The following is an 18,363-nucleotide window of genomic DNA, read 5'->3' as shown; positions in this document are numbered from 1 at the left end:
TCAAACACCTTTTTCCAGCGCCGCCTCGATGGCGCGCCGGCGCCGCATTTCGCGGCCGGCAGCATAAAGGCCGCTCAGGATGATCAATATCATGCCGGCGCCCGCCCACACATCGGGTAAATCGCCGAAGACCGCAAGCCCAGCCAGGACCGAAAGCGCGATGGCCGAATAGCGGAACGGGCTGACGACCGAGACATCGGTGCCGCGATAGGCGGCGATGACCAGGGCATGCCCGCCGACCAGGCTCAGGCCTCCCAGCATCAGGAGCGAGAGGTCGGCAAGATGGAGCGGCTGCCATTCGGATAGCGCCGAACCGGCAAAGCCGGCCAGGGAGACGATGGTCGTCGTGCCGAGCGTCACCAGCAGGGTCGGCACGCTGGCGCCGATGCGGTGGGTGACGAGATCGCGCAGCGCCGCCAGCACGGCGCAGGCCAAGGTGGCCAGGACATAGAGATTCAGGCCTTGCGTGCTCGGGCGGGCCACCAGGATCACGCCGGCGAAACAGACGAACACGGCCACCCACCGCCTGGCGTCGACCTTCTCCTTGAGCAGCAGCGCCGACAAGGCCAGCAGCAGGATTGGCGCGATCTGGCCGATGGCGGTGGCGATGCCGAGCGGCACATGGCTGAGGCCGAGAATGGAGGCGAAGGCGACCACGCTCTCCATGCCGCCGCGCGCGGCGACCCGCCATTGCCAGATCAGGCGGAAATGGCGCTGAAGGCCGCTGGCCAGGATGAGCGTGAGCACGAAGGCCGTCGCAAAGACGCCGCGAATGGCGATCACCTCGCTGACGGGCATGCGCGCCGTGGCGAGCTTGGCGACGGAATCGTTCACCACGAAGCAGGCCATCGCAGCGATCATCAGGACGATGCCGCGCTGATTGGCCCGTTGGCGACCGAGATCGGCCTGGGTAAATGCAACCGTGGTCATCAGGCGATGGCTTCCTGCCTGCGCCTCGATCTGACGAAGAGCAAAGCAAGCCCGCTGGCCACGATCATCGCCATGCCGGTGATGGCGAGCCCGTTCGGCACTTCGCCCCAGACCAGGAAGCCGCCGATCACCGCCCAGACGGTGAAGCTGTAATAATAGGGCGCCACGATCCCGGCCGGCGCTCGGCGGTAGCTCAGGAAGATCGCCATCTGGCCGAGCGTGACGATGAAGCCGGATGCGGCCATGGTCAGCCATTGATCGAACGAAGGCGGCATCCAGCTCTCATGGATCAGGGTGGCGCAACCGGTGGCGAGCGTCAGCACGACGGTCGTGGTGGTCAGGACGACGAAGGTTGGAATGGTGGACGGCGTACCGCGGGTGAGCAGGTCCCGCGTCGCCACCATCATGGCGGTCAGGAAGGCGTAGATCGCGGCGGGCGAGAGACCCGAACCGCCGGGCTGTGCCACCAAGAGGGCGCCGAGGAAACCGGTGCAGACCAGGACGAGGCGGACGGCGCCGATGCGCTCGCGGAAGATGACGGCCATGGCGATGATGACCAGCAGCGGTGCGGTCTGGCCGATGGCGATCGCGTCGGCGATCGGCATGGCGGAGAGCGCCGCCATGTAGAAGAAGGTGGCCGTTGCCTCGAGCAGGGCGCGCAAGATGGCTCGCCAATGCAGGGCGCCGCCGAGCTGGCGAAGCTGTCCGGTCGCGACCAGCAGGAGGCCGCAGGACATCAGCCCGAAGAAACCGCGCATGAACAGGACCTGGAAGGGCTGCAAACCCTGCGCCGTGAGCTTCATCAGGCTGTCGCTGACGACGAACAACCCTGTCGCGAGAACCATCGCGACGATTCCGGACCAATGCGATTGTGCGGGCGGCATGGAGGCGCAATCAAAAGATCGCCGCCGGCGGGCAGCGGGCAATCAGGAAGGTAAGAGAATAATACTTACCTATACTTTGCCTGACGATTTGGCAAAGACAAACCGAGCAGAACTCAAGAAAAGCGCGAGAGGCCGAACATGCCGAGGTCGAAGCGGCTGCTGCCCGTGGTAGCGAGTTCGGCGAGAGCTTCGCCGACGGCGCTGGCGAATTTGTAGCCATGGCCCGAGCAGGGGGAGGCGACGATGACCTGTTCGTGGCCGGGCAGGGTATCGATGATGAAATGCTCGTCGGGCGTCATCGTATACATGCAGGCCTTGAGGCCGAGCAGGTCGCCATTGGCGCCCGGAATGTGCTTGGCGAGGCAGGCCCGCAATTGCTCGCGGTGCCGGGGCGAGGGTTCACGGCTGGGCGTATCGGGATCATAGGCTTCTCCGCCATAATGCGGCGAGCCGAGCTTGAATCCCGGATGCTGCCAGAGCGGGAAGCCGTAGAAATGCCCCTCGTCGGCTTCGAGCGTGAAAACCGGGAAATGGGAGAGGTCGAACAGGGAGGGCCGGGCAGGGGCAAACCAGCCGAGTGTCTGCAGCACCACCTCGGTCGAGGGCTTGAGCGTGGGCACGAGCTCCCCGATCCAGGCGCCGGGCGACAGGATGAGCCTGCCGGCTTCGTAGCTGCCCCGGTCTGTCGTCACGCGCACGCCGCCGCCCGCTGTCGGCTCCCAGCCCAGCATGGCTTCGCAGCCGTGAATCTCGGCACCGTGGTGCAAGGCGAGCGCCGTATGGGCGAGGATGGCACGCTCGGAGGCCACGAAGCCGGACTGGGGCTGGTAGAGGCCGACATGATTGCGATCGAGCGTGAAGGGGTAGCGCGCCTCGATGGCATCGCGATCGAGCAATTCGTGCTCCAGGCCATGGGCCTGGCTGGCTTCGAGTGCCTTCTCGACGATGCCGCTGCCTTCATGAGCGATATCGAGTGCGCCGACCTCGAAGAAAAGCGGCTCGCCGGTGAGCTTGCCGGTCTCGATCCACAATTCCCGGGCCCGCTGCACCAGCGGCACATAGGCCTCTCCCTCGAAATAGGCAAGGCGCAGGATGCGCGTCAGCCCGTGCGAGGAACCCATCGCATGGCCGATTTCGAATTTCTCGAGGCCGAGCACACGCACGCCTCGCTTGGCGAGCTGATAGCAGGCGGTCGATCCCATGCCGCCGATGCCGGCGACGATCACATCAAAGGTCTTGGACATTATGGGAGGCAAGTGGAAGGCAAACCGACCGAGTCTTCAACCCCTGGGAGCGCGGACATCCTGTCCGCCCTTCCTCGCCTGCGGGCATAGCGTTTCCAAGAGCGGACATCGCGGCATGTCTTCATGTCGCTGAGATGTCCGCGCTCCATCATCCCCCCGTCACGCTCATATGCCGGCTAACCGCGGGCTGCCTGGTGCGCCGGTCGATGACGAAGTCATGTCCCTTGGGCTTGCGGGTGATGGCACGGTCGATGGCGGCGTTGAGCAGATCGTTGGCCTCGGAGGCGCGCAGGGGAGCCCGCAGGTCGGCGGCGTCTTCCTGGCCCAGGCACATGTAGAGCGTGCCGGTGCAGGTGACGCGCACCCGGTTGCAGCTCTCGCAGAAATTATGGGTCATCGGCGTGATGAAGCCGAGGCGCCCGCCGGTCTCGCGCACCCGCACATACCGGGCGGGGCCGCCCGTATTATAGGGAATGTCGTCCAGCGTGTAGCTGTCGAGGAGCTGGGCGCGCAGCACCGAGAGCGGCAGATACTGGTCGACCCGGTGCCCGGTGACGTCGCCCATCGGCATCACTTCGATGAAGGTGAGGTCCATGCCGCGGCCATGGGCCCATTCGATCAGCCCGACCGCTTCGTTTTCCGTCATGCCCTTGATCGCGACGGCGTTGATCTTCACCGCAAGGCCCGCTTCCTGAGCCTTGTCGATGCCATCCATGACCTTGGCGAAATCGCCCCAGCGGGTGATCGCCTTGAAGGCAGCCGGATCGAGCGTATCGAGGGAGACATTGATGCGCTTGACGCCACAATCCTTGAGTTCAGCAGCATAGCGGGCGAGCTGCGAGCCGTTGGTGGTCACGGTGAGCTCATCGAGCCGACCGCTGTCGAGATGGCGCGAGATCGAGCGGAACAGCGTCATGATATCGCGACGCACCAGCGGTTCGCCGCCAGTGAAGCGCAGCTTGCGCACGCCCTTGGCGATGAAGGCGCTGCACAGCCTGTCGAGTTCCTCGAGGGTGAGCAGGTCCTTCTTGGGCAGGAAGGTCATGTCCTCGGACATGCAATAGACGCAGCGAAAATCGCAGCGGTCCGTCACGGAAACACGCAGATAATTGATCGCGCGCCCGAAAGGGTCGATCATCGGCGGCATGTCCGCCATTGCATGATCATCCAGCACGTCCACACTCCCGGGGCAAGGCGTTCTTGAGCAAAGCCGCTCCACCCCCGCTCGCTGTTTCGACGCGTCTTTGCGGCGAGATCAATGAACCGCCGCATCGAAAGACGCTTTAGGGGCATGTCCCCTTTGGTATTCTTCTAAGCCGACGAGGGCCCAAACACCAATGATAGTCTAGGCAAATTGCCATTATGTCGCAGAGTCCGAGCCGAATGCTCAAACAGCATCGGATTGGGTTTGCGGCTTGCGCAGCATCCGCCTTCTCCTTATGTGGCGATCAGAACAGAAAAGGGAAGATGCCGTGAGCGGAGACGTCGTGAAGGCCTGGCCGACCGAATTGCGCCTGTCCAAGGACAAGAAGACCCTGACCGTGAGTTTCGACGACGGCCAGTCCCATGTGTTCAGTGCCGAGATGTTGCGCGTGATGTCGCCGAGTGCCGAGGTGCAGGGGCACAGTGCCGCCGAGCGCAAGACGGTGGGCGGCAAGATCAACGTGGCGATCCTCAGCCTCGATCCGGTCGGCAATTATGCCGTACGCATTTCCTTCGACGACATGCACAATACCGGGCTCTATACTTGGACCTATCTGGCGGAACTCGGCTGGGAGAAGGAGAGCCGCTGGGCCTCCTATCTTGCCGACCTCAAGGAAAAGGGCCTGACGCGCGAAAGGCCGGGGCAGCGCTGAGCAGCCCCGCTTCTCTCAGGTTGGGTCCTCGCGATGGAGGTCGTGAATGGCCATGCCGCCCTCGGCGTCCACGGGAGGCAGCAGCCATTGGCGATGGCGCAGCGTGCGCTGGGTGTCCTCCAGCCCCATGTCCCAATGCTCGCGCATCGAGGTGCCGGAGAATTCATAGTCCTTGGCGTGGCCCTCGTAGTTCTTGTGCTGGTAGATCAGGTGCACGATGTTGACGAGGCCGAGCTTGGCGTGGCTGTCGATGAGCGCCTGTTCGTCCCGCGTCAGCAAATCCTTGGGCACGCGCTTCAGCGCATCGATCAGATGGGTCTTGATGCCGTGGATGCGCCGGAAATTGTCGGTGTTCTGGCGCGTCCGGCTCGAATACATGATGTCCTTGTGGCGCGACAGTACGTCCGGCATGCTGCGGGGCAGGGTGCCGCGGGCGCTGAAGAGATCGACCTGGAACACCAGCGAGCTGCGCTCCTCCTCCTGATCGAGCAGATATTGCAGCGGTGTGTTGGAGACGATGCCGCCGTCCCAATAATATTCACCCTCGATGCGGATGGCGGGAAAGGCTGGCGGCAGGGCGCCCGAGGCCATGATGTGCTCGGGGCCGATGCGGACCTCGTCCGTGTCGAAATAGACGAAATTGCCGGTGCGCACATTGACGGCGCCGACGCTCAGGCGCTTGCGGCCATCGTTGAGGATGTCGAAGTCGACAACCTCTTCCAGCGTCCGCTTCAGGTCCGAGGTGTCGTAGAAGCTGGTGGCCCCTTCAGCGCCCGGAAGCTCCAGCCAGGGATTGGGCAGGCGTGGCTTGAAGAAGCCGGGCTGGCCCTGTGACATGGTGATCCAGGAGCTGGTGCGGTTGCGGATGTCGCGGAACAGATCGCCTTCCGGCGTATAGGCCCAGATCTTGCGGCCGGAGATCGTCTGCCAGAACTGCTCCAGCCGCTGCAGCCGGTGGCGCGGCTCGTTGCCGGCGATGATGGAGGCGTTGATGGCGCCGATGGACACACCCGAAAGCCAATTCGGTTCGCAGCCGGCATTGGCCAGCGCCTCGTAGACGCCGGCCTGGTAGGCACCGAGGGCACCGCCGCCCTGGAACACCAGGGCGATGCGATCATATTGTGCCGAGATCTCCTCGATGGTGGCGCGCGCGGCCTTGTCTCTATTGCGTTCGAGCACGGTGGAAACTCCGGTCAGGCATAGCGTTTTGCGATTTGGTGGAATCACCAAGAATCGCAAAGACGCGTTGAACCAAAGACTTAGAGTAAAAAAGCGTTCACGCTTGAACGCGCTTTGCTCTAGGCGGGGTCAGCGGGCGGCGAGATAGTCGTGCACCACCTCGCCGAGCCCGAGCGTGAGGTCGGCGACGAAATGCACGGCCGAGACGACCTCCAGCACCGGCAGGCGGCTGACATCGGCCATGACATGGGCGTGCAGCTCCAGCGCGGCCGGGGCCGTCCAGGCTTCCTTGAGCGTCACGTCGGTGAGGTGATAGCGCACGAGTTCGCAGATCCGCGGCGACCCGTCGACATGCGGGATGATCTTGATGAGGAAGTTGGGCGCGCCGAGCGAGTCCAGCACGGCCTGCCGGTCGGCGAGGCGATGCTTGTAGCCCATGGTCCCGGTGGCGCAGAGCACGCTGCCATAGTGCAGCGTGCCGACGATGACTTCGCCCTCATGCACGATCTTGGGTGTCGCGAGCTTCTTGGGAAAGCCCCACAATTCGCGGCCGCCGGCGATAGGGGCATCGTCATCCAGATACATCGAATGGACATAGGCGCCGTGCTGGCCCTTGAATCGCACAGGAATGACCTGTCCGGTCTCGGTATAGTCGCCGAAGCCGGTCGAGTCGGGCATGCGGATGAATTCGTATTTCACCAGCGGCTCGTCGATCTCGAGCGGGGCGGGCACCACAGCTTCCAACGCCTCGCGCGTCGTGCGGTAGGTGATGATGATGTATTCGCGGTCGAAGAAGCGGTAGGGGCCGGGCGGGAAGGAGGGATTGGTCAGCGGCATTGCATAGGCGCGCTTGACGACTTCGGCTTGATCCACGGGATGTCCTTCATGAAAAGCGGGGAGGATCTCTGCTTATGTTGCATGGCAGCATGACAGGTCCATGTCCGCTGGAGCAAAGCGCGTTCATGCCTGAACGCCTGTTCGCCCCCACTCATCGTCCCCGAGCGTCTTTGCGATTCTGGGTGATCCCGTCTCGTTGCAAGGCGCTCTGGGAGCCGAGGGCTGGTGTAATAAAGGCGACATCTAGCCATGCCAGCTTCCGGGCCGGCGGTCCTGTCCGCCGCACCTTCCCACCTCCTGCCTGACGAGATGAACATGGCCCGACTCTCCTCCCGCAATGCCCTGGTCACCGGCTCGACCAGCGGCATCGGCCTCGCCATTGCCCGAGCCCTGGCGGCCGAAGGGGCCAACGTCACCATCAACGGTTTCGGCGACGCCGATGCCATCGAGCGCGAGCGGGCCGGCATCGAAAAGGATTTTGGCGTGAAGTGCCGCTACAGCGGCGCGAACATGATGGTTGGGGCCGAAATCACCGCCATGATCTACGAGGCCGAGGAGGCTTTCGGCACTCTGGACATCCTGGTCAACAATGCGGGCATCCAGCACGTCGCCCCGATCGACGAGTTTCCGGACGACAAGTGGGAAGCCATCACCCGCATCAACCTGATCGCTTCCTTCTATGCCATCAAGGCAGCGCTTCCCGGCATGAAGCAGCGCAGATGGGGTCGCATCATCAATACGTCTTCGGCGCATGCGCTCGTGGCCTCGCCGTTCAAGTCTGCCTATGTCGCCGCCAAGCACGGCGTTACCGGCCTGATCAAGACGGTGGCCCTCGAGGTTGCCGAGCACGGCATCACGGCCAACGCCATCGCGCCCGGCTATGTCTGGACGGCGCTGGTGGAAAAGCAGATTCCGGATACGATGAAAGCGCGCGGACTGACCGAGGAACAGGTCAAGCATGATGTGCTGCTGGCGGCGCAGCCGACCAAGGAGTTCGTCACGGTCGACGAAATCGCGGCCGTCGCGGTTTTCCTGTGCAGTGATGCCGCCAGACAGATCACCGGCACCACCCTGCCGGTCGACGGGGGCTGGACGGCGCAATGATGCGAGATCATCCCGTGCGAAATGCGGCACGCAGTGACACTTCGCAGACGCGGGACCGCAGGACAAGAAAGGCGCTCTATTCCAAGCGCGGTCCCGGATCTGTGCCGCATCACTGCGTGATGCAGCGCGTCCGGGATGACACGTGCCTCAGCCGCGGACGACCACGACCCTGGTGCCGACCTTCACGCGTTCATAGAGGTCGGTGACGTCGGCGTTGGTCATGCGGATGCAGCCCGACGAGACGGCTTGGCCGATGGTCTGCGGCTCATTGGAGCCGTGGATGCGGTAAAGGGTCGAGCCCAGATACATCGCACGCGCTCCGAGCGGATTCTGGATGCCGCCCTCCATATAGGCGGGCAGGTCCGGCCGGCGCTTGCGCATCTGCGGCGGCGGGGTCCAGCCCGGCCACTCGGCCTTGCGCGAGATGCGGTGCACGCCACCCCATTCGAAGCCCCGGCGGCCGACACCGACGCCGTAGCGCAGGGCGGTGCCGTCGTCGAGCACGAGATAAAGCCGGCGTTCCTGCGAATTGATCACGATGGTGCCGGGCCTTTCGCGGCCGCTATAGGTCACGACCTCGCGCGGAATCGGCGAGACGGCGGCAACCGCGCCGGCATTGGCTGGCTGGCGCGAGGTGCCGAACAATTTCTCGAAAATACTGGCGGCGTTGGCCGAGCTTGAGGCAATGCCCAAGCTCGACACCAAGACCAGGCCGGTCAAAAGACGACGCATGTTGAAGCCCCGAATGGTTTGATCGAAATTCTTCGATCCCCCTTGAATGAACAGAGCCTCGATCTTCGGATTCTTCAACTGGTAGACGACTGTCGATCGCTAGTCTTCACGCGAAAATCAAAGCCTGTGTCCTCTCAACAACACTTGGCTGAAGCACGCTGTGCGTATTGACACCAGGCATCTCAAGCATTGGTGCCGCCATCGATGGTATAGGTGCCGCCCGTGGCGTATTGCGCTTCCGGACTTGCCAGCCAGGCGACCAGGCCGGCGATCTGCCCGGGCTCGCCATATTTGGGGATCGCCATCGCTGCCCGGGCCTGATCGGCGCGTTCGGTGGTGGCAGGGTTCATGTCGGTATCGGTCGGGCCGGGATGGACGATGTTGACGGTGATGCCGCGCGGGCCGAGATCCCGGGCCATGGCCTGGCTGAGACCGGTCAGGGCCGCCTTGCTCATGACGTAGAGGCCGATGCCGGCGCGCCCGACCCGGCCGACCAGATTGGAGCCAATGGAGACGATGCGTCCGCCTTCCCCCATATGGGCGGCGGCCGCCTGGGAGGCGACGAAGGCGCCGCGCAGATTGGCGGCGATGATGTGATCGAAGTCTTCGAGGGTGACCTGTTCCACCGTGCCGCCGGTGAAGATACCGGCATTGTTGACGAGGATGTCGAGGCGGCCGAACGCGGCGGCGGCCTGGTCCACGGCACTGCGAACGGCGGCGGCATCGGCGCTGTCGGCCTTGATCGCCAGGGCACGCTGGCCCGCGGCCCGGATTTGCTGCGCGACCGCTTCGGCGCTGTCGGCCCGGCTCGCATAGGTGATCGCGATATCGGCGCCCGATTCCGCCAGCCGCAGGGCAATGGCGGCGCCGATCCCGCGGCTCCCTCCGGTCACGATGGCAACCTTGCCCGACAGGGTCTTGATCATGATGGCCTCCTTGGTAAGATATTAGCCTTACCTAGCAGATCGCATAGGTATGATGCAAGGCTTACCTTGGAGGTTATCCATGGCCGATCGCGAAGGCCATCCCGAGCCGGAAGAAATGCAGTTCGGCAAATTGCTGGCGGCGCTGGCCGATCCGCTACGCCGCCGCGTGATCGCCGAACTGATTGAGGCACCCGACGGCACGGCGCGGCATTGCGCCTCCTTCGGCTTCGAGGTCAGCAAGGCGACGCTGACCCATCATTTCCGCGTGCTGCGCGAGGCGGGCCTGATCTGGCATTTCGATCGCGGCAACAGCCGGGCCGCCAGCCTGCGCCGCCAGGACATCGAGACGCGCTTTCCTGGCCTACTGGCTCTGGTTGCGGCGGAGGTGGCTTTGGCCAGATCTTGACGTAGACTGGCAGTCGCGCCGGTTCCCTGCAGCGGCAGGCATGGCCTATCAGGATCGCATCCAAGCATGAGGAGACGATCATGAGCCTGGTCAGCGCCATTCCCGCGGCCCCATCCCACCTTGCCATCGCCCATTTCGAGCGCCGGCTGTCGGTCGAGACCGATTGCTCGGACGTGGCCCAGGCGCTTGCCTCCGGAAAGCAGGATTTTGTGCTGCTGCATGTCGTCGGTTCGTCGGAGACCTTCCGCCGTCGGCACGTTCCGGGTGCCCTTCACCTGCCGCATCGAGAGATCGATGCCGGGCGCATGGCGCAGTGGCCTGACGGTACCCTTTTCGTGGTCTATTGCGCCGGCCCGCACTGCAACGGGGCCGACCAGGCGGCCCTCAAGCTTGCCCGGCTCGGCCGTCCGGTGAAGATCATGATCGGCGGCCTGACGGGCTGGGCCGACGAAGGCCTGGCTTTCGCGGACGGGGAGAGGTGAAGGCGGTCCCAGGAAGAGGCGGTCAAATATCCTGCAAGCCGGTATTACTTCATTGGGCGTCAATCTCGGCTCTACGGCCCTGGCTTGAACAGCGCGAACTCCTCCGCCGTCACGCGATCGAGATGCTCGCGATACGCGCCATAGTGACGATGCGACGGGCCGATCCTGCCGAAGGAGAGGTCGGCCTCGCGGCCGGGAGGAATCGGTACCAGGGCGATGGCGGCTGATACGGGCGTGAGCTGCGTGCCACGCCCGGCACGCAGCGAAGTGAGGATGCCGTACATCTCACCGGTATTCATGGGACGGCCGACCACTGCCACCCGGTACTGCCCGCTGATCGACGTCACCAGATAGACATGGCCGGACTGGTTCGGCACTGAGACCTCGCCCTGCTGGTTGAAGCCGGTGTCGAGGCGCTCGGCCTCGCGGAAGATCAGGCGGGAGGCGCTGTCGCTCCAGGTGATCTCGGTGCGATAGGCAAACACCGCTCCGGCCTCGCCGAAGGAGGGGCGCAGAGTGAGGTAATTGCCGGTGAGCCAGGACACGGCCGCCTTGGTGTAGGAACCCAGATGTTCCGGCGCCGTGCCACCACCCTGGATGGCAGCCGGGGCGGGAGCGTAATCGGCATGGCGCAGGTCGGTGCCGAGGGCTTCCTCCAGGCGAATGACGGTGGCGAGCGTGAAGGGGCGCCGCCCGGAAAGGGCCTTCTCCAGGGTCGACAGGCTGATCTTGGCCTTTTCGGCGAGGGTCTGGCGCGAAATGCGCCGACGCGCCAGAGCCTCGCGCACCGCGAGCGTGATCTGGTGGGCTTGTTCGCTGGAAAACTCGCTGTCCGACGTCAAGATACCGGTCCTGCAAAAGCATTTTCCTCATCGAAGAGTCGATCGACTTTTCGATGAGGAAAATGCGTTAAAACAAAGCTTTAGAGCAAAGCGCGTTCAGACATGAGCGCGCTTTGCTCGGAGGCGCCGACATAGCTCTGCGCACAATCACGTACAAAACCGGACATTGCCGCAGGAGTCCACAGCCGGCAAGGCGATTTGTGACGGTTTATGCCTAACAAACGCAGTTAATGAAGCTCGTACGCACGGTCCTCGCGGGAGCAGAACGGAACCAGGCCAACTGAGGCCAGACAGCGTTCAACCGAGGACGACATGCACATGAACCAAGCGGTTGCCGGCCGCCAAACCGGCAGACGACGGCACCCTCATTCCGGCATCGCTCGCGCCGCGCTGATTGCGTTGGCCGAACGTTTCCTCATGGTGGTGCTGGTCCTTGCAACCTTCCTCATCTTCGTGGTGGGCGCCTATGCCGCTCCGCGCATCACCGTCGACGATGTCAAGGCGGGATCCCTGCTCATGCGCACGGACGATCCCGGCAGCTATGTCGAGGCCGTCAGGACGGCCACCGATGTCCAGCTCAACGTCAGCGGCCCCACAATCCGCGCCACGCTGACCCAGATGTTCCACAATCCGAGCAAATCCTGGGTCGAGGGCATCTATGTCTTCCCGCTGCCCGACGGTGCCGCAGTCGACACCATGAAGATGGTAATCGGCCAGCGCGTCGTCGTGGCGGACATCAAGGAAAAGCAGCAGGCCAAGCTCGTCTATGAGCGCGCCAAGGCCGAAGGCAAGAAGGCGGCGCTGGTCGAGCAGCAACGGCCGAACATGTTCATGAACTCGATCGCCAATATCGGCCCCGGGGACACGGTGGTGATCCAGATCGAATATCAGGAACCGGTGCGTCAGGCCGACAACACCTTCTCCCTCCGCGTGCCGCTGGTGGTGGCGCCGCGCTTCTCGCCGAGCGGGATCGGCGCCGGCTCCGCTCAGACCGTGACCTTCCAGGACAAGTCGGGCTGGGGCGCCGTCACGCCGGCTCCGGCCTCGAGCCAGGTGCCGCAGGCGCCCGTTCTCGATCCGCGCGAGAATGCGCCGGTCAATCCCGTGCAGATCCGCATCGATCTCGACGCCGGCTTTGCGCTGGGCGACGTGAAGAGTGCCTTTCATCCCATTAAGATCACCGACAAGGGCCCCCAGGCCCGCCATATCGAACTGGCCTCGGGATCGGTGCCGGCTGACCGAGATTTCGAATTGACTTGGTCTGCCCAGCCCAGCCAGACGCCGGGCGTCGGCCTGTTCCGTGAAAAGGTCGGCAGCGACGATTATCTGATTGCCTATGTCACGCCGCCCAGCCTCAGGAGCGCGCAAGCCGACCAGCGTCCGCGTGACGTCACCTTCGTGATCGACAATTCCGGCTCGATGGGCGGCACCTCGATCGAGCAGGCCCGGGCAAGCCTTACCTATGCTCTCGGCCGCCTGACACCATCGGACCGCTTCAACGTCATCCGCTTCGACGACACCTTCACCAATCTCTTCGGTGGCACACTGCAGGCCACGCCCGAGAACATTGCGCGGGCCCAGGACTATGTCTCGCGGCTCCGGGCCAATGGCGGCACCATGATGGTTGCCCCCATGCTGGAGGCCCTCAAGGACGACCATGCCGATGAAAAGGGCTTCCTGCGCCAAGTGGTGTTCATCACCGACGGCGGCATCGACAACGAGCAGGAACTGTTCGATGCCATCGCCTCGCATCGCGGTCGCTCCCGTGTCTTCATGGTCGGTATCGGCTCGGCGCCGAATTCCTACCTGATGACCCGCGCGGCTGAGCTCGGCGGCGGCGCCTTCATGCAGATCGGCTCGGTCGAGCAGGTGCAGGAGCGCATGAAGCAACTGGTCGACAAACTGGAAAGCCCGGCGATGACCAATGTCGACGTCGCCATCTCGGCCGGTTCGGCTGACGTGACGCCGCGCATCCTGCCCGACCTCTATCATGGCGAGACCTTGGTGCTGGCGGCCAAGGTCAAGCAACTCGCGGGCAATGTCGAGGTACGCGGCCTCATTGACGGCAAGGGCTGGTCCATCTCGCTGCCGGTTGCCGGCGCCGCCGAGGGAGCCGGCATCTCCAAGCTGTGGGCGCGCCGCAAGATCGACGACACCGAAGTGGCGCAGACGCTGCGCCAGATCAGCCGCGAGGATGCCGACAAGCGCATCCTGGCGCTCGCCCTCGATCATCACCTCGTCACCCGCTTCACCAGCCTGGTGGCGGTGGACAAGACCCCGGTCCGCCCCCGCGGCGTGCGCCTGTCCCGTTCCGACGTGCCGCTCAACCTGCCGGCCGGCTGGGACTTCGACAAGGTGTTCGGCATCAAGGGCGAGACGGTTGCAGACCGCGAGCAGCGCCAGGCCCTGCTCGATCTCGATGGCAGGAAGGTGCAGACGATCGATGCCTCGCGCGCGATCAGCCTGCCGCAGACCGCCACCGACGCCGAACTGCGCCTGATCATCGGCGGCCTGCTGCTCGCCGGCGGCCTTGGCTTCGGCTTCCTCACCCGCCGGCGTAGGGCTGTGGCATGATCGCGCTCAAACTCGAAAGGCTCCCGCCCGCAGCGGCGGGAGCTTCCTTGCCAGCCAAGCTGCGGATGCTGGTCGTGGGTGGGTTGTTCTGCGCCGGCTTGGTCCTGGCCGGGCAGGGGGCGTGGATCCACGCCAAGGCCTTCCTGGCCCAGATCCTGCTCGACCGGGCCTTCGACCAGTCCGTCGCCAGCGGCGCCATCGTCAAGCCCTGGTCCTGGCTGGATACCTATCCGGCCGCCCGCATCGAGGTACCTCGCCTCGGCAAGAGCGCGGTGGCATTGGAGGGAGCAAGCGGACAGGCCTTGGCGTTCGGGCCGGCTCATGTCGCCGGTACGCCGGCGGCCGGGGAGGAGGGCACCGCCGTCTATGCCGCCCATCGCGATACCCATTTCGCCTTCCTCAGCGAAATGCGGCTTGGCGACGAGATCAAGATCACCAACCGCGAAGGCATCACGGCTCGCTATCGTGTCACCGGCCACGACATACGCCGCTGGGATGGTTCGGGCATCGACCCCGTTGCGCCCGGCCGCCACCTCGTATTGGCAACCTGCTGGCCGTTCAATGCCGTCGCCAGCGGCCCCCTGCGTTATCTCGTTTACGCCGAGATGGTGCAGGAAGGTATGAGGAAGATCGATTGAAGCTGCGTTCGCCATGATCTAGTTTGCTCACGAAACGTCCAATGGGAGCGAGCCTTGAGCGAACTGAACCGTCAGAACCGGATCATCGAGGTTCTGGGCAAGCGTCCCTTCCTCACTGTGCGTGACCTGCAGGGGCAATTGGGCGTGTCGGCTGCCACCATCCGCCGGGATATCGACAAGCTCGACCAGTCCGGCAAGGCCCAGAAGGTCTATGGCGGCATCGCGGCGCTCGACGGGTCGGCCGCGCCCGGCCGTCATGCGGCCAAGCCTTATGACGAAAATCGCGATCTCGCCGTGGAAGCCAAGCAGGCGATCGCGGAGGAAGCGGCGACGCTGGTGCGCGATGGCGATTCCGTCATCATCCATGGTGGCTCCACCTGTTTCTATCTCGGCGCGAAGCTCGCGCATCGCAATGTGCGCCTCTATACCAATTCCATGCCCCTGATCGCCTTTCTCAGCGACCGCGGCAGCTGCAGCCTGACGGTTGCGGGAGGCGAATTGCACCGCGAGCCCGGCATCATCCATCCCACAGCTCCGGCGCCGCCGTTCTATGCATCGAAGTTCTTTCTCGGTGCCCAGGGCATCGGACGGGATGGGCTATTGGAATCCCACCCCCTGCTGGTGCGCACCATCATCGATCTCAGCGCCAATGCCGATCAGGTCGTCGTGCTGGCGGACAGTCGGAAATTTGCCATCCGTGCGCGCAGCGTCGCCTTGCCGCTTTCCCGGGTGGGCGTGCTTATCACCGATGATGGCTTGTCGGATCGGGATGCCAAGATGCTCGAGAATGCCGGCATCACGATCCGGATCGTTGCTCTCTCGCCCGATGCCGTCTGACATGACCGCGTCCTGGTCTTTGTGATTAAGATCAATCGAATTGGCGCTCAGGCCTTTGCATGTGTTGGCGACGCCAGGCGGCGCCGCCCCGTTGCCGAGGTGCCTCTAAATATTGAAATATAACGGATAATGCTAGTCTCTCTCTGAAATCCGGCTATTGCGAGAGTGACGATTCTAGATCATGCATGAGTTAATTATTGCACAGGATGCTGTATCCCGCTTGCTGAAAGATGATTTTTGATCTAGTTGGGCGATATGTCTTACAAAAAAGCGTGAGGAAAGGCGCTGACATGGGGGAGACGTGGGTCGGCCGGATGGCGATCACCACCGGGCAAGCCTTTCGATCACGCCTGGGTCGCTCCAGGGCGGCCGTCGTTCGGAGGGCGCCATGACAGCCGTCGTCAGCCTCCGCGACATCTCCAAATCCTTTTCCGGGGTGAAGGTGCTGCGCGACGTCAATTTCGACGTGCGCCCGGGCGAGGTCCATGCCCTGCTCGGCGAGAACGGCGCCGGCAAGTCGACGCTGATCAAGGTGATCGCCGGCGTGCATCAGCCGGATACCGGCACGCTGACGGTCGGCGGCGAGATTGTCCGCTTCACCTCTCCGCGCCACGCGCGCCGCCATGGTGTCGCCACCGTCTATCAGGAATTGCTGCTGTTCCCGGAACTGACAGTGGCGGAGAACATTTTTCTGGGCAATGCCCCCCGTCAAAAGTGGGGCGGGCTCGATTGGAGCGCGATGCGCCTCAGGGCACGGCAGCTCCTGGATTCCCTCGACAGCCATGATCTCGACGTGGATGCCAAGGTCGGCACCCTCTCCGTGGCCAATCGCCAGCGGGTCGAGATCGCCAAGGCGCTGTCGCAGGATGCCCGCCTGCTGATCATGGATGAGCCGACGGCCGCTTTGGTCGAGGCGGATGTGCGCCGCCTGATGAGCGTGGTCAAGAAGCTGCGCGAGCGCGGTGTCGCCATCATCTACGTCTCCCACCGCATGCCCGAGATCTTCGAGCTGGCGGATAGGGTCACGGTGCTGCGCGACGGCAGCTATATCGGCACGCGCGACATTTCCGAGGTGACCGAGGCCTCGCTCGTCTCGATGATGGTCGGCCGCTCGATCGAGCAGCTCTTCCCGAAGGTGGAGGCAACGCTCGGCGAGGTCGCGCTCGAACTGCGCGACGTCAGCTACGGCCGCAAGGTGAAGAACGTCTCGCTGAGCCTCAGGGCCGGCGAGATCCTGGGCCTCGCCGGCCTGATCGGCTCAGGGCGCACGGAACTGGCGCTGACCATCTTCGGCATCACGCCGGCCGGCACCGGCGAGATTCTGGTCGATGGCAGCAAGGTGGTGATCGACGGCCCGCGCAAGGCGCGCGACCTTGGTATCGCCTATGTGCCCGAGGATCGCGGCTCCCAGGGCCTGGTGCGGCCGATGACCATCCGGGAGAACGTCTCGATGGCGGTACTCGACAAGATGTCGAACGGTTTCGCCATCCGCTTCGGCGATGAAATCCGCCGCTCGGTGGAGGCGATCAAGCGCCTGGGCATCCGCACCCGCGGCCCCGAGCAGGTCGTCGGCCAGCTCTCCGGCGGCAACCAGCAGAAGGTCGTGCTGGCCAAGTGGCTGGAGGCCAATCCGCGTATCCTGATCATGGACGAGCCGACCCGTGGCATCGATGTCGGCGCCAAGGCCGAGATCTATGCGCTGATGGGGCGGCTGGTGCAGCAGGGCGTCGCCATCCTGATGATATCGAGCGAACTGCCGGAGGTGCTCGGCATGAGCGATCGCGTCCTCGTCATCAATGGCGGGCGCATCGTTGCCGAATTCGACCGTGTCCGGGCGACGCCCGATGCCGTCGGCGCCGCCATGACCAATGCTCGACCCCTGCAGGGAGCCGCCTGATGGGCGAAACTGCATCCTCTTCCGCCCTTGCGCCCTCGCGTAGCCCCCTGGCGCGCCTCTTCGGCGGGCTCGGCCAGGAGATGGTGGTGCTCGGCGCGCTCGTCGTGCTGATCGCAGCCATCGGCCTCTACAATCCGCGCTTTCTTGGCGCCAGCAACCTGAACGCCATCTTCGCCGGCAATGCCTATATCGCCGTGGCCGCCATCGGCATGGCGATGGTGATCATATCCGGCCACATCGACGTTTCCATCGGCTCGTTGATCGGCGTGCTCGCCACCATCGCCGGTACGCTGGCGACCAAGGGCTATCCCGTCTGGATCGCCTGGCTGGTGCCGGTGCTGGTGGGCATCGCCATCAATGCCTTCGTCGGTGTGCTGGTCGCCTATGCCAGCATCCCCTCCATCGTGGTCACGCTCGGCATGCTCTCGATCCTCAAGGGCGGTCTGATCCTGGCGACCAGCGGCAACTGGATCAACAACCTGCCGCCCGACTTCCTGATCGCGCAGATGAGCTGGTTCGGCGTGCGCTCGCCCATCGTCATCATGGTGGTGCTGACGGCGGCGGTCGCCTTCTGGATGCGCTATTCGGCCTTCGGGCGTTCGATCTATGCGGTCGGTGGCAATCCGGAGGCTGCCCGCGCAGCCGGCATTCCGGCCAAGCCCGTGACCGTTGCCGTCTTCGCCATTCACGGCTTCTTCGCGGGTCTGGCGGCACTGCTCTTCGCCACGCAGCTGCAGGTGATCCAGTCGACCGTGCCGCCCGGTCTCGAGCTCACCGTCATCACCGCCGCCGTGATCGGCGGCGTCTCCATCCTCGGCGGCACCGGCACGGTGATCGGCTCGACCCTGGCGGCGATGCTGTTCGCCACCATCACCTCGGCTTTGACCTTCATGCCCTATTCCAACGTGCTGGTGTTCTGGAAGCAGGCGATCGTCGGCGTGCTCATCCTCGTCACGGTGCTGGCGGACATGGTCCGCCGCCATCGCATGGTTTGA

Annotated in this window: 18 protein-coding genes; 9 read left to right on the top strand and 9 right to left on the bottom strand. The window is 64.2% G+C overall.

Features of this window, described 5'->3' with window-relative positions; translation table 11 throughout:
• The 4 genes from ABXS05_RS11220 to moaA all read right to left on the bottom strand — a co-directional run bounded on the left by ABXS05_RS11220 (position 1) and on the right by moaA (position 4,214).
• Positions 1-930 (bottom strand): DMT family transporter, encoded by a 930-nt coding sequence (locus ABXS05_RS11220; protein WP_311933252.1) that lies wholly within the window; start codon positions 928-930, stop codon positions 1-3.
• Positions 930-1,814, bottom strand: coding sequence for a DMT family transporter (locus tag ABXS05_RS11215; RefSeq protein ID WP_311933251.1), 885 nt, complete (start codon positions 1,812-1,814; stop codon positions 930-932). Before ABXS05_RS11215 ends, ABXS05_RS11220 begins: the two co-directional genes overlap by 1 nt.
• 113 nt (positions 1,815-1,927) lie before the next feature.
• On the bottom strand, positions 1,928-3,058 hold the full coding sequence (gene solA, locus ABXS05_RS11210) for an N-methyl-L-tryptophan oxidase (protein ID WP_367623963.1): 1,131 nt from the start codon (positions 3,056-3,058) through the stop codon (positions 1,928-1,930).
• A 148-nt stretch (positions 3,059-3,206) separates the two neighbouring features.
• Entirely contained in the window at positions 3,207-4,214 is a 1,008-nt protein-coding gene (gene moaA, locus ABXS05_RS11205) for a GTP 3',8-cyclase MoaA (protein WP_311933891.1), read from the bottom strand.
• A gap of 316 nt (positions 4,215-4,530) precedes the next feature.
• Here moaA and ABXS05_RS11200 point away from each other — a divergent pair, with 316 nt between their 5' ends.
• On the top strand, positions 4,531-4,914 hold the full coding sequence (locus tag ABXS05_RS11200; RefSeq protein WP_367623962.1) for a gamma-butyrobetaine hydroxylase family protein: 384 nt from the start codon (positions 4,531-4,533) through the stop codon (positions 4,912-4,914).
• Positions 4,915-4,929: 15 nt separating this feature from the next.
• Here the strand turns inward: ABXS05_RS11200 and ABXS05_RS11195 are convergent, their stop codons facing one another.
• Together ABXS05_RS11195 and ABXS05_RS11190 are read right to left on the bottom strand one after the other, a co-directional pair.
• Positions 4,930-6,093: a patatin-like phospholipase family protein gene (locus ABXS05_RS11195; protein WP_311933248.1), complete on the bottom strand. Its 1,164-nt coding sequence runs from the start codon at positions 6,091-6,093 to the stop codon at positions 4,930-4,932.
• Between the two features lie 129 nt (positions 6,094-6,222).
• The gene (locus ABXS05_RS11190; RefSeq protein WP_311933247.1) at positions 6,223-6,966 is read right to left on the bottom strand and encodes an acetoacetate decarboxylase; all 744 of its coding nucleotides are present in this window, start codon (positions 6,964-6,966) and stop codon (positions 6,223-6,225) included.
• 279 nt (positions 6,967-7,245) lie between these two features.
• Here ABXS05_RS11190 and ABXS05_RS11185 point away from each other — a divergent pair, with 279 nt between their 5' ends.
• Positions 7,246-8,034: a 3-hydroxybutyrate dehydrogenase gene (locus ABXS05_RS11185; protein WP_367623961.1), complete on the top strand. Its 789-nt coding sequence runs from the start codon at positions 7,246-7,248 to the stop codon at positions 8,032-8,034.
• Between the two features lie 147 nt (positions 8,035-8,181).
• On the opposite strand, the gene ABXS05_RS11180 is transcribed toward ABXS05_RS11185, so the two are convergent.
• Both ABXS05_RS11180 and ABXS05_RS11175 read right to left on the bottom strand, forming a co-directional pair.
• Positions 8,182-8,766, bottom strand: a complete 585-nt coding sequence (locus tag ABXS05_RS11180) for a L,D-transpeptidase (protein ID WP_367623960.1) — start codon at positions 8,764-8,766, stop codon at positions 8,182-8,184.
• Positions 8,767-8,948: 182 nt separating this feature from the next.
• Positions 8,949-9,695: a 3-oxoacyl-ACP reductase family protein gene (locus tag ABXS05_RS11175; protein ID WP_367624308.1), complete on the bottom strand. Its 747-nt coding sequence runs from the start codon at positions 9,693-9,695 to the stop codon at positions 8,949-8,951.
• A 76-nt stretch (positions 9,696-9,771) separates the two neighbouring features.
• Between ABXS05_RS11175 and ABXS05_RS11170 the strand changes: the two genes are divergently transcribed.
• Positions 9,772-10,098, top strand: a complete 327-nt coding sequence (locus ABXS05_RS11170; RefSeq protein WP_367623959.1) for an ArsR/SmtB family transcription factor — start codon at positions 9,772-9,774, stop codon at positions 10,096-10,098.
• A gap of 80 nt (positions 10,099-10,178) precedes the next feature.
• Entirely contained in the window at positions 10,179-10,580 is a 402-nt protein-coding gene (locus ABXS05_RS11165) for a rhodanese-like domain-containing protein (RefSeq protein WP_367623958.1), read from the top strand.
• A gap of 71 nt (positions 10,581-10,651) precedes the next feature.
• Here the strand turns inward: ABXS05_RS11165 and ABXS05_RS11160 are convergent, their stop codons facing one another.
• Positions 10,652-11,425, bottom strand: a complete 774-nt coding sequence (locus tag ABXS05_RS11160) for a helix-turn-helix domain-containing protein (protein WP_311933887.1) — start codon at positions 11,423-11,425, stop codon at positions 10,652-10,654.
• 315 nt (positions 11,426-11,740) lie between these two features.
• Here ABXS05_RS11160 and ABXS05_RS11155 point away from each other — a divergent pair, with 315 nt between their 5' ends.
• The 5 genes from ABXS05_RS11155 (at position 11,741) to ABXS05_RS11135 (ending at position 18,363) form a co-directional block, all read left to right on the top strand.
• Complete coding sequence (locus ABXS05_RS11155) at positions 11,741-13,996, top strand: marine proteobacterial sortase target protein (RefSeq protein ID WP_367623957.1); 2,256 nt, start codon at positions 11,741-11,743, stop codon at positions 13,994-13,996.
• Positions 13,997-14,061: 65 nt separating this feature from the next.
• Positions 14,062-14,634: a class GN sortase gene (locus tag ABXS05_RS11150; RefSeq protein WP_367624307.1), complete on the top strand. Its 573-nt coding sequence runs from the start codon at positions 14,062-14,064 to the stop codon at positions 14,632-14,634.
• A gap of 54 nt (positions 14,635-14,688) precedes the next feature.
• Positions 14,689-15,471 carry a DeoR/GlpR family DNA-binding transcription regulator gene (locus ABXS05_RS11145; protein WP_311933240.1) on the top strand — a complete coding sequence of 261 codons (783 nt, stop codon included), beginning with the start codon at positions 14,689-14,691 and terminating at the stop codon, positions 15,469-15,471.
• A gap of 388 nt (positions 15,472-15,859) precedes the next feature.
• Positions 15,860-17,368, top strand: coding sequence for a sugar ABC transporter ATP-binding protein (locus tag ABXS05_RS11140; protein ID WP_367623956.1), 1,509 nt, complete (start codon positions 15,860-15,862; stop codon positions 17,366-17,368).
• A complete protein-coding gene (locus tag ABXS05_RS11135) occupies positions 17,368-18,363 on the top strand; it encodes an ABC transporter permease (protein ID WP_367623955.1) in 996 nt (331 codons plus the stop codon). Before ABXS05_RS11140 ends, ABXS05_RS11135 begins: the two co-directional genes overlap by 1 nt.

This window comes from Labrys neptuniae (genome assembly GCF_040797145.1).
Taxonomy (GTDB): Bacteria; Pseudomonadota; Alphaproteobacteria; order Rhizobiales; family Labraceae; genus Labrys; species Labrys neptuniae.
Note: the sequence above shows the minus strand (reverse complement) of the source record. Positions and strands in the feature narration are given on the sequence as shown.